Source organism: Pedobacter sp. MC2016-15 (genome assembly GCF_026239695.1).
Taxonomy (GTDB): domain Bacteria; phylum Bacteroidota; class Bacteroidia; order Sphingobacteriales; family Sphingobacteriaceae; genus Pedobacter.
This window is the reverse complement of the sequence record NZ_JAPIVS010000001.1, coordinates 181,958-194,001: the sequence shown is the minus strand read 5'-3', so window position 1 is coordinate 194,001 and position 12,044 is coordinate 181,958. Positions and strand designations below refer to the sequence as shown.

Sequence of the window (12,044 nt, the reverse complement as noted above, 5' to 3'; positions counted from 1 at the left end):
CATTCTCAGCCCTATATCATTTGAAAACCAAATATCTGGCAGCAATATCTGCCGCTCTCCTAAACTTTAGCGCCTATGCGCAGGATGTTGTTCAATATGTACAGCCTTTAGCAGGCACAGCTGCCAGTACAACTGCGGCTTCTCTCAAACATGGAGGCGGTACAGAACTGAATGCCAATACCATCCCGGCGGTGGGTTTACCTTTTGGTATGACTCAGTTTACGCCACAGACACGTCTGTCGGAAACGAAATGCCAACCGCCATATTTTTATCAGGATAACGTAATCAATGGTTTCAGGGCCACTCACTGGTTGAGTGGCTCCTGCACGCAGGACTATGGGAGTTTTACCGTAATGCCTATCACCGGAAGCCTGAAAACTACGGCAGAGCAATACGGGACCAAGTTCTCGCATCAGGATGAGGTAACAGCCCCACATTATTATAAAGTCAGTTTACCGGCATATCAGCTGAATGCAGAATTTACTTCGACACTGAGGTCTGGTATGATGCAGTTTACTGCCGCTAAGGCCGACAGCATGTATCTGCTGATTATGCCCAACAGTGATCAGGCCAAAGGATATATCAAAGTTGATCTTAAAAAAGGAGAGGTTTGGGGCTACAACCCCGCACACCGCATCTACCAGGGCTGGGGAAAACCTGCAGGATTCAGCGGGTATTTTTATATCAAGGTAGACAAGCCTGCCGGAACCAGCGGAACTTTTAGCGGAGATACAATTTTGTCTGCATCCACAGTTAAAAACCGTAAAGACATTGGCGCCTATCTGGGGTTTAAACTGAGCAAGGGTGAGCAGCTCCGGATAAGGATTGGCACGTCGTTCAGCAGCCTTGAAGGTGCGCGCGCCAACCTGGAGGCTGAAATCAGCAACTGGGACTTTGAAGCACTGGTAGCGAAGAATAAGCAGGTATGGCAAAAAGCACTCGGACAGATCCAGGTGGAGACTCCGGTGTTGAAAGACAAACGTATATTTTACACTTCGCTGTACCATACCATGCAGCATCCACGTCTGTTCAATGATATTGATGGTACTTATCCGCAATTTGCAGGAGATTACCAGCTGAAAAAGATTAACAAAGGCAATTACTATGATGATTTCTCCATGTGGGACATCTACCGTGCCCAGCTACCGCTTTTTGAACTGCTGCAGCCAGGATTAATTAACGACTGTGTGCAATCGATGATCCTGAAGGGAAAACAGGGTGGATGGCTGCCCATATTTCCCTGCTGGAATAGTTACACGGCTGCAATGGTGGGAGATCATGGTACCTCTTTTATCGCTTCAGCATACACCAAGGGTATCCGCGATTATGATGTGAAGGAAGCCTATCGCCTGATGCGTCAAAATGCATTTGATACCCCAGGTATGGAAGACTATGTGAACGGAAAGGGCAGAAGGGCGCTTACTTCTTATCTGAAATACGGTTATATCCCCATGGAAGATAGTGTACCGGAAGCTTTTCATAAGAAGGAACAGGTAAGTCGCACGCTAGAATACGCCTATAACGATTATGCGCTGGCAATGGTGGCAAAAGGCATGGGTAAAACCGCTGATTACCAGACCTTACTGGCACGCAGCAAAAACTACAAAAACGTTTTTGATCCGGAAGTGAATATGATGCGTGGCAGGTATACGGATAAAAGCTGGTATAATCCTTTTAAAGGCAATACCAAGGAACCTTATATAACCGAAGGTACCCCACAGCAATATACTTTTTATGTACCGCAGGATGTTGCTGGTTTGAGTAATCTAATGGGTGGAAAAGCGGAACTGGAGCGAGCTCTGGACCAGCTCTTTGATAAACATGAGTACTGGCATGGCAATGAACCTGGTCACCAGATCCCGTTTATGTATAATTTTACGGCTTCGCCATGGAAAACTCACCTGCGTGTGAAAGAGATCCTGGCAGATGAATACAGCGATGGTCCGGGAGGTTTGAGCGGCAACGATGACGCCGGCCAGATGTCTGCCTGGTATGTATTTGCCTCGCTTGGTTTTTACCCTGTAGATCCGGTATCTAACGATTATACATTCACAGCGCCTTTATTTGACAGGATTACGATCACCTTACCCGGTGGCAGAACGCTCCAGCTGATTACGCGTAAAGAATCTAAAAACTCCGGATATATATCCGGGATGAAATGGAATGGCAAGGAGTACAAGCTAAATTATCTGACTTATGAAAGGCTGATGCAGGGCGGCAGGATTGAGGTGGAACTACAGGACAAGCCGGACAAAAGCTGGGGACATTAGTATTGTGGCTTCAAATTTGTCAGGTTAGCAATTCATACATTTTCAATTATTTATGTTAACAAGAGACGAAATTTTTGGTTATACGCCCGATACAAAATATACTACTTCCGTTGCTTACTTCTCGATGGAGTTCGCTATTGACCAGGCACTGAAAATATATAGTGGAGGTCTTGGTTTCCTTGCAGGATCACATTTCAGAAGCGCCTATGAGCTCAAACAGAATATCCTCGGCATTGGGATGCTCTGGAAATACGGTTATTACGATCAGACCAGAGACAGGGATGGCCTGATGGTGCCATCGTTTGTAGAAAAGGAATATTCCTTTTTGCAGGACACTGGTATCACTTTTAGCGTTCCCATTCACGATACCCCGGTAATGGTGAAAGCATATTTGCTGAAGCCGGAGACCTTTGGATCTGCGCCGCTGTTTTTACTCAGTACGGATCTTCCGGAAAATGATGAAATATCACGTACGATTACGCACCGGCTATATGATCCCAACGAAGCTACCCGGATTGCCCAGAGTATTATCCTGGGTATAGGCGGGGCGATGCTGCTTGATCAGCTGAATATGGAACCGGATGTATATCACATGAATGAAGGACATTCGGTATCTCTTAACTTTTACCTGTATGCGAAATATAAAAACCTGGACGAGATCAGAAAACGTGTAGTATTTACCACTCACACTCCCGAGATGGCAGGAAATGAAGAACATGAATATACTCTGCTCAAAAAGATGTCTTTCTTTTACCATTTGCAGGACCATGAAGTAAAACATATCCTGAACATGGAAGGCGAAATGTTTAGCTATACCCTGGGTGCGCTGAAATTCTCAGGAAAAGCAAACGGTGTTTCCAAATTGCATGGAGAGGTGGCAAGAGAGATGTGGGGTGAGAATGAGGGGATACCAGAAATTACTTCCATCACAAATGCGCAGAACGCGGCCTACTGGAAAGACCAGGAAATTGCACAGGCGATACGCGAAGGCAATGATCAGGTGATTGTACAACGGAAGAAAGAGTTAAAGAAGGAATTATTTAAAGTGGTGGCCGACCAGTGCGGGAAGGTCTTTGACGAGGATGTACTGACTATCGTATGGGCAAGACGTTTTGCAGGATACAAAAGGGCAGATCTGGTGATGTACGACTGGGATCGCTTTTTATCGCTCGTCAGCAACAAGGAACTGCCTGTACAATTTATCTGGGCTGGAAAACCCTATCCTGAAGACACTGGTGCCAACAAACTTTTTAATGATATCATTACACGCGCCAAACCTTTTGCCAATTGTGCTGTGCTCACGGGTTATGAACTTGGGCTTTCAGCGCTGCTGAAAAAAGGTTCTGACCTGTGGTTAAACAATCCTAAAATGTACCGTGAAGCTTCAGGCACCAGCGGAATGACTGCTGCGATGAACGGAAGTATAAATTTATCCCTGCCTGACGGTTGGGTGCCGGAGTTTGCCAGGGACACCAAGAATTGTTTCCTGATCAGCGCAGCGACGGAAAGGGATGACGAGAGGGCCATAGATGTTGCTGAAAACAAAAACCTGATGGATCTGATCAGCAATACTATTTTGCCGATGTATACGCAGGATCAGGCGCAGTGGCTATCCATCCTCAAAAATTCTGCAGCCGATGTGGAGCCTGAGTTTGAATCAGGCAGGATGGCTGCAGAATATTACGAAAAAATGTACACTACACTTTAGGCAAACTATAGCCGTTATGATATTTGGCCAGCAGGTACTGATCGTTGACCTGCTGGTCTGTAAACTGGTGTTTCGAATTGTCCCAGGATAATTTCTGACCGCTGCGGAAAGCCAGATTACCCATCTGTGCTACTGTAGCAACATGCGCAGCAGCCTGGATGGAGCAGTTGAGTTCTTCCTTTTTGCGGGATCTGACCACCTTAAAGAAATTGATCATATGCATGTCCAGCCCATTGTCAGATGATTTCACGAAAGGTTTGCTTACTTTTTGTCCACTTGCCTTTTCCTCGATAACTTCCCAGCCCTGTCTGTTCAGGATGAGGGTGCCGTTGTTGCCAATATAAGCGATTCCATGATTGCGGTTGTACGAACCATTGTCGATTCCCATTGCGGAATCCCAAACCATATTAAATTTATCAAACTCGTACAGGGTGGTCAGCGTATCTGGTGTTTCTTCGTACAGATCAGGATAAGCGAAACGCCCACCGAGTGCAGAAATCGTTTTAGGAACGGGAGAATCCATACCCAATAATCCGTAGTCCAATAAATGTACCCCCCAGTCGGTCATCAGGCCACCAGCATAATCCCAGAACCAGCGGAAGTTAAAGTGATACCTGCTTGCATTGAAAGCTCTTTTGCTGGCAGGGCCAAGCCACATGGCATAATCTACACCTGCAGGAGGCAAGGTGTCTGCAACGACAGGAGCGGGTTTCATCCATCCCTGGTAACACCAGACCTTAACCGTTCTGATATTTCCAAGCTGTCCTGTTTTTACAAAATCTACGGCATCTTTAAAATGCTGCTGGCTGCGCTGCCATTGTCCTGCCTGTACTACTTTATTGTACTTTTCCTGAGCAGCAACCATCGTACTGCATTCAATGATTGAATTGCCTACTGGTTTCTCTACATACACATCTTTGCCGGCCTGTACGGCATGGATCATCATCAGTGCATGCCAATGATCTGGTGTTCCAATGATGACGGCATCAATATCTTTATTATCCAGTAGTGAACGGTAGTCCTTATACTTCTTTACTTTTGCTGCATCTACTTTTAGCGCTGTGAGTTCTGCCATTCTCTCATCAAGGACATTAGCATCACTGTCACACAGGGCAATCAGTTTTACACCTGGTACTTTGAGGGCTGCTTTGAGATCTGACCATCCCATTCCCTTCAGGCCGATCACGCCAATATTAATGGTGTCATTGGCACCAAAAGTTTGCTGATATAGCGCATAAGCGGGATTGTCGAGGGCAGATAAGAGGGCAGTAGTACCCACAGCTTTGGCGGCATAATTAAGGAAATTTCTACGGTTTAACATGTGGTTTGTTTTACGGGTTTATACTTAAAGTAAATTACTAAATATTTTTTTTAACTCATCAAATTAGTCTCAGGAAATTACTATAGATATACCCGGATTAGGGGGTATGCTGCTAAACTGAGTAAGTTAAATTTGTGCTGATCCATTCAGCGCTCTCGATAATTATGGATTTACATGATTTAGAGACGATGAAAACATTCAGAAGAATACGCTCTTTGTTTAAAGCCCTGATAGGGAGAAGAAAACCGCGCCTGGAAAATATTATAGATCCTTTTACTGCAGCTCCATCTGCTGTTCATCCCAGCACCGTTCCACCTGTACATCATTCCCAACCTGTAGTCCCTGAAAGGCCAATAAGTAACGGGTCTGACAGCAGTAATTATCTAGGAGGTTTACTGAACGATTATCATACAACAGCAGATCCGGCCGCCGGGCCAAGTTCAAAACCAGAAGGGACCGCAACTGCCGGGGACGCTAAGCTGTCAAGCCGGTTCTCTTTTGATAGTAATGACGCCCGATCGTCATCCCGCAGTTCAGAAAACAGTAGTTCAAGTGGAGGGGCGGTCAATCTTTCACATTTTCCTGCCGTTCCCACATCGGGACCTCCATCGATACCCCCGATGCCGGGCCCGCCGCCAAGCATACCGCTGCCCCCGATACCTTCAGGAGTACCTGGATTAAAATATGCCGGCCCCAGAAAGGGAAAGGTCACTACGGGCGTGAGTAAAGCTATCAAGCCCATCAAAAAACTGCCGGGTGGACTGCTAAAATTGACTAAACTGAAATTTGACACCAAATTTGATGTATGTTCTGATGTAGTTGAGGGGGATGCCGATTACAAAAGATTCTACATCTTAAATGATGGGGATTATTATCATTGGCTGCTGGAGCGGACTGATCCACAAGACCTGGACAAACCAGAATTTTTGCCCTTAGCTATATCTGGTGATAAAACGCTGAGGCTTACGGCAACATTCAAAGTGGATGAAGGCAAAACTTTATCCGGCAATCCATTGATCAGGATTGAGCCTGCGGAAAATCTGACATTCAAATTTTCTGCCGAGTACGGACAAACTTCGGGAGAATTTGAAATTACTTTTAGGGCCTCAAACACTCCCTATCAGGAACTTGTGGGATATATTGAACACCTGGAGCTCAAATTTGAGTATTTCCTGCCCGAACAGAGTGAATATCAATGGGCAGGGACATCAACAAATGAAGTATATATCACCTGGAAGGAACCACTGGTACTTACACATTTTGAACGGGATCCTGATGATCTTTATTGTAAGGAAAGTATGCTGATTAAATGCTTAAGAACAGGGGGGAAATATTATATACCTGAGAGTATCTTATTTCTGGGATGCAGCAAAGCAGCGGGTCGCGGCAATGCCCTGAATTCCTCTGATCAGAATGAATGGGATATTATCTCCAACATCTTTGCTGCTTTTACCAACCTGATGTTACGAAGGAAGCGTGATCCCTTATCAGCCGGTATTTATCTGGGATACTGGAGAGGCAAATTCCGGGTAGATTCGGTGCCTCCATTCAGAGGTGCACGTGCGCTGCTGCGCTACGGAGAAGGACGCTGCGGGGAATGGGAAGGTTTACTGTCTCACATTATCTACGCACAGGGAATTGATTCAATTAATCCTTTGGCGATAGTGACAGAAATGCAGGCCTCCGCCTATTCTCCCATCAGCTCTGATCCATATTCGAAGACATATAAGGTTTCCGGTACCAGCTTTACAGGGCATGACTGGGATATAAATGTCACAGATGTAAAGAACGAATTGGTTTCTTCAGGGACTGGTACACGCGTATTAAGAGGAAGAAAATATACGTTCCCTGATGCCTTTCTGCCTCCATCCGCGCTGCTTTATGATGAGTTCCGGACCTGCGTATTTTTAGTAAAAAACTGGCGCATCAATGATCCTATGCCACCGCAGCCACTGGACAGCCGTGCGCAGGGCAATGACCGTCCATTGAGCCTGTTTTGGGATCATGTATTTACGGAATTTGAGTACAACGACGGAACGAAAACGTATTTTGACCCTTCGTATGGAATCAGTTCGGATTTTACATTTGACAGTGACAGAGATTTATTGACCGATTACAGCGAAAATGCATTCTCTGGCGTTTTACAGGCAGCACCGGTCAAGGATGGAGCTCATGGATTGTTCGATAATTTACATAGTGACAAGTATATCAATTTGTTTGAAAGAAATGTACATGAGGGACCTGGTGCTCCTCCGGGTTATCAGTACAATACAGTGACAGGTGATCAAATGGTTGACTTTATACTCAGAACCTGACCGGCATGGTACCAAAATTTATTTTATTTTTTTCTATTCTAATCCCCACAAGTCTCATGGCAAATGAAGTTTTATATACAACCACGCTTAATGATACGCTGCGTTTAGAACAGCATTTTATTGAGCAGCCTGGAAAACAGTTGAGCTGGCAGACCATACTTTATAACACCAAAAAAAATGATAGTCTGATCCTTGAAAATATAAGAGATTACCGACCGCCATTTCCCGATGATGCAGCTAAAGATCGCGGGCATTATCTCAAGATTTGTGGCGCAGTTCTATATGATCAAACTATATATGCTATCTATCAGAATTATGGTTATATCAGTTTAAAGTATTACCGGTTTAGTGGTCCCAGAGAATTCAGGAAAAATGAGACACCAATCAACCGGGTGGTGACTACAGGCATATGGGGCCCTCCGAAGGGATTTGCAACATTTAGCAGGGTAAATGATCAGCTATTTTTTTATCTGGGATTAAGCCATATCGTGATGCCGAATCTCTTTAGTTTTGATATGAAAACCGGACAGATCAGCAAGATCATTTTCTCCGACAAGATGAGCCCTGGAGAACTTCATGTGCTTTCTACCAGGGAAAACTTGTTCGAGAAAACTAATCTTACTTCAGAGACTGATTTCATCGCAGATCATTTACGGCCAATGTTGCGGAATAACATTGAGTTTACCAATGTTTTGTCATTCACGTATCTGGGATTTCTGGAGGACACGAAGGAGTTTGCACAGCAGAGGCTACGTTATGTAAGTAAAATATACTTCTTCAGCAGTGTTGATCAAAAATTACAGATCACACGATACTCCTCTTATCATAAAGAATGGCTGATCGCTCCATTTGTTGAAGAACCGCTGATCTTTGATCCTGCTCATACAGGAATTTTAAAATGATAATATTGAAGCCGAAGAGACAGGTGGCGGCGGCGGTGGCAGGCAATAAAAAAAGGGTCTGGAATTTAAAATTCCGGACCCTTTTTTTATATAGGTAGTTAAACTTACATTTTTACAGTAGTGTCTTTTACTACAGTGTCTGTTGCAGCTGAATCAGCAGCAGCAGTATCAACAGTTGTGATTGTAGAATCTACAGTTGTAGTAGTAGAGTCAGTAGAAGAAGTTTCTTTGTTACCACCACAAGCTGCAACTGAAAGAGAGATCGCTAAAGCTAAAAAGCCAAATTTGAATGCGTTTTTCATAATTATTTTTTTTTGATACGTTTTGTTCATAGGTTAATGCCTTAATCCGGAAAAGGTAACCCGTGTTATCACAAATATTTTAAAATATTTTATTTCATTCTTCTAATTGCTAAATCAGTTTACTGCTTTAAAGTGTATTAAACAGGGTATTTGGCGTTTTTTTAGCGTATTTTATCTCAATATATTCGTTGATAAAAAAATTCATCATGCTGGATTTTCAGACCGTGAATTGCGAATCCCATGAAGAAACATTTAATCAGTTATGGCTGTGAAAAGTATGCATTGCAAAGAGAAGTATTCAGAACTGCAGCTGTCTCTTCAGCATTTTTTGATGCAGTGACCATCTTTACACCGGAAGATTTTGATGAAGGATTTGCATCTAGAATGAGAGAAACCCTGAATGTCAGTAAAGGCGGCGGGTTTTGGTTATGGAAACCATACTTTATAAAAAAGGCGCTGGATGGACTGGAAGAAGGGGATGTGCTGGTTTACTGCGGTGCAAATTGTGTGCTGAACTCAAGCGGAAAAAAGCGATTTGACGGATATATTGAACGTTTATTGACCTGTGATACCGGAGCTCTGGCATTTGAACTGCCCCATACAGAATGTGAATATACCAAGCTTGAGGTGTTTCATCATTTCAATTCCTCTGAAGACGTGATCAAATCCAGGCAGCTAATGGCTACTATTGTGATGCTGAGGAAATGTCAGCATAGCTGCATGATGGTGGATGCCTGGTTTGAGACAGCATCTGCTCACCCGTTTTTATTTACAGACGAGCTGAGAACTTTACCGCAGGGCAGAGATTTTATTTCACACCGCAACGATCAAAGTATCTTCAGCGTCATCCGTAAAATGTATGGGGTGGATATTGTTCCAACAAGAGAGTATTTTTTTGACTTTATATGCGAATTCAGTACTTTTCCATTCTGGGCAACCGGCCTGGGTGAGCGCAGGAAATTTTAAAATATTTCCAGAGCCTTCCTGATTTCTGCATAAATCGTATCCAGATCTTCATTGCTGATACAATAGGGTGGCAGGATATAAATCACATTGCCCAGGGGCCTCATCAGAATACCTTTATCCAAAAAGTAGTCATACAGCAGGTTTCGCAATTCAGAAAAATAAGAAGTTCCTGATTCGGTTTTCCATTCTATGGCAATAATTGTCCCGGTCTGACGCACAGATGCAACTCTGGGGTGATCAATGAGCTCTTTTAAGAACAGCTGATGTCTGCTGCTGATACGCCGGATATTCTCCTGTGCTTCATCCTGTAATAAAAGTTCGATACTGGCCAGCGCCGCTGTACAGGCCAGTGGGTTTGCTGTAAACGAATGGCCATGAAAAAGCGTCTTCATCTTATCCTCTGATAGAAACGCCTCATAAATTTCAGTACTGCAGGTAGTAAGGCCAAGCGGCATAGTCCCTCCGGTAAGCCCTTTGGAAAAACACATCACATCCGGCTTGTTCACAAGGTGATCAGCAGCAAAGTTTTTCCCGGTGCGGCCAAATCCCGTGAACACTTCATCCTGAATCATCAGCACACCTTCATCCCTGCAATGTTGGAGCAACTGGTCAAGGTCTTCGGCAGCACACATCAGCATTCCTGCAGAACCTTGTACCAGGGGCTCATAGATAAAGCAGGCCAGATCATCTGCGTGTGACGATATGGTTTCTTTTAGAGAAGCCAGGTTTTGTGCTGCCGGCGTGTCGATAAAGATCACTTCGAAGAGAAAAGAATCAAAAGGAGCAGTCCAGGCGCTTCTTCCGCTCACAGACATGGCGCCAAAAGTGTCACCATGGTAACCGTTGCTGAAGGCAAGGACTTTCTTTCTGGGTTGTCCCTTGTTATACCAGTATTGAAGGCACATTTTTAAGGCCACTTCTACAGCCGTTGATCCGTTATCAGTGTAAAAGACCTTCTTTTGCTGTTTTGGTAGAATTTTAAGCAGCGCCTCTGCCAACTCAATCGCGGGCTCATGTGTGAACCCGGCAAAGATGACCTGATCAAGTTTTTTCAGCTGTTCAGTAACCCGCTGCACGATGTAAGGATGTGAATGTCCATGCAGTGTTACCCACCATGAGGATACTGCATCAATGTAGCGGCGATCGTGTTCATCATATAATGACGCCCCTTCGGCACGTATTACCGGTAAGGGTGGGCGTGCCATAAGTTGTTGTGTGTAAGGATGCCAAATGACTTCAGCATCCCTTTTAGTTAAAGTCATGCCTTAGCTGTGATTTGTGATGATTTTTCCTTTACCATAGGTTTTAATCCCAGCAGGCTGAACATTTTCCTGTCGTCATCCAGTCGCGGGTTTGGTGTAACCAGCAGCTCTTCACTTTCACTCGTAAATATCGAATTTGCCCCAGCCATGAAACACCATGACTGCTCTTCTGTAGTCATCTCTGCACGTCCTGCACTGAGCCTCACCATTGATTGTGGCATCAGAATTCTTGCAGTAGCAATCATTCTCACCATCTCCCATGAGTCTACCTTCGGCAGGTCGGCCAGCGGTGTGCCTTTTACACGCGCCAGGGCATTTACCGGTACTGATTCCGGATGTTTTGGTAAGGTAGACAGGGTGTGCAGCATGTTGATCCGGTCAGCATGTGTTTCCCCGAGACCTATAATACCCCCTGAACATACGGTGATACCTGCTTTACGCACATTGGTGAGTGTATCCAGCCTGTTGTCGAAAGTTCTTGTAGTGATGATCTCTTCATAATGTTCTTTGGAAGTATCCAGATTATGGTTATAGGCATGTAAACCTGCTTCCTGTAAACGCTGGGCCTGACTCTCTGTGAGCATCCCCAGCGTGCAGCATACTTCAAGTCCGAGGTCGTTTACACCTTCTACCATCTGCAGAATGTTTTCGAAGTCACGGTTATCCCGAACTTCGCGCCATGCCGCAGCCATGCAGAAACGGGAAGATCCTGCGTCCTTGGCGCGCTGCGCTATCGCTACCACATCTTCTTTTGACATTAGCGATTTTACGGTGATCCCGGTATGGTAACGCGCCGCCTGTCCACAATAAGAGCAATCCTCAGGACATCCGCCGGTCTTTACGGAAAGCAGCGTGCAAACCTGCACTTCATCCGGCTTATGGTACATCCTGTGAACTGTTGCAGCCTGATATACCAGCTCCAGTAAGGGCTGATGGTAAATGTTTTCTATCTCCTGGACGGTCCAGTCGTTTTTAATGTAATTGTTCATATCAATGGT

The 12,044-nt window shown here is 44.8% G+C and carries 9 protein-coding genes; 5 read left to right on the top strand and 4 right to left on the bottom strand.

Annotation, left to right across the window (positions count from 1 at the left end; genetic code table 11):
• Window positions 1-20: 20 nt before the first annotated feature.
• Window positions 21-2,270, top strand: a complete 2,250-nt coding sequence (locus OQY15_RS00885; protein WP_265786601.1) for a GH92 family glycosyl hydrolase — start codon at window positions 21-23, stop codon at window positions 2,268-2,270.
• Window positions 2,271-2,322: 52 nt separating this feature from the next.
• Window positions 2,323-3,978 carry an alpha-glucan family phosphorylase gene (glgP, locus tag OQY15_RS00880; RefSeq protein WP_265786599.1) on the top strand — a complete coding sequence of 552 codons (1,656 nt, stop codon included), beginning with the start codon at window positions 2,323-2,325 and terminating at the stop codon, window positions 3,976-3,978.
• Here the strand turns inward: glgP and OQY15_RS00875 are convergent.
• Window positions 3,968-5,299, bottom strand: a complete 1,332-nt coding sequence (locus OQY15_RS00875; protein ID WP_265786597.1) for a Gfo/Idh/MocA family oxidoreductase — start codon at window positions 5,297-5,299, stop codon at window positions 3,968-3,970. The genes glgP and OQY15_RS00875 overlap by 11 nt on opposite strands.
• Before the next feature lie 188 nt (window positions 5,300-5,487).
• Between OQY15_RS00875 and OQY15_RS00870 the strand changes: the two genes are divergently transcribed.
• Complete coding sequence (locus OQY15_RS00870) at window positions 5,488-7,614, top strand: hypothetical protein (RefSeq protein WP_265786595.1); 2,127 nt, start codon at window positions 5,488-5,490, stop codon at window positions 7,612-7,614.
• Between the two features lie 56 nt (window positions 7,615-7,670).
• Window positions 7,671-8,516, top strand: coding sequence for a hypothetical protein (locus OQY15_RS00865; protein ID WP_265786593.1), 846 nt, complete (start codon window positions 7,671-7,673; stop codon window positions 8,514-8,516).
• Window positions 8,517-8,620: 104 nt separating this feature from the next.
• On the opposite strand, the gene OQY15_RS00860 is transcribed toward OQY15_RS00865, so the two are convergent.
• Window positions 8,621-8,848, bottom strand: a complete 228-nt coding sequence (locus OQY15_RS00860; RefSeq protein ID WP_322973269.1) for a hypothetical protein — start codon at window positions 8,846-8,848, stop codon at window positions 8,621-8,623.
• A gap of 210 nt (window positions 8,849-9,058) precedes the next feature.
• Here OQY15_RS00860 and OQY15_RS00855 point away from each other — a divergent pair, with 210 nt between their 5' ends.
• Window positions 9,059-9,784: a hypothetical protein gene (locus tag OQY15_RS00855; protein WP_265786591.1), complete on the top strand. Its 726-nt coding sequence runs from the start codon at window positions 9,059-9,061 to the stop codon at window positions 9,782-9,784.
• Here OQY15_RS00855 and bioA read toward each other — a convergent pair.
• Both bioA and bioB read right to left on the bottom strand, forming a co-directional pair.
• On the bottom strand, window positions 9,781-11,046 hold the full coding sequence (gene bioA / locus OQY15_RS00850) for an adenosylmethionine--8-amino-7-oxononanoate transaminase (protein WP_265786589.1): 1,266 nt from the start codon (window positions 11,044-11,046) through the stop codon (window positions 9,781-9,783). The genes OQY15_RS00855 and bioA overlap by 4 nt on opposite strands.
• The gene (bioB, locus tag OQY15_RS00845) at window positions 11,043-12,035 is read right to left on the bottom strand and encodes a biotin synthase BioB (protein WP_265786587.1); all 993 of its coding nucleotides are present in this window, start codon (window positions 12,033-12,035) and stop codon (window positions 11,043-11,045) included. Before bioB ends, bioA begins: the two co-directional genes overlap by 4 nt.
• Between the last annotated feature and the right edge of the window lie 9 nt (window positions 12,036-12,044).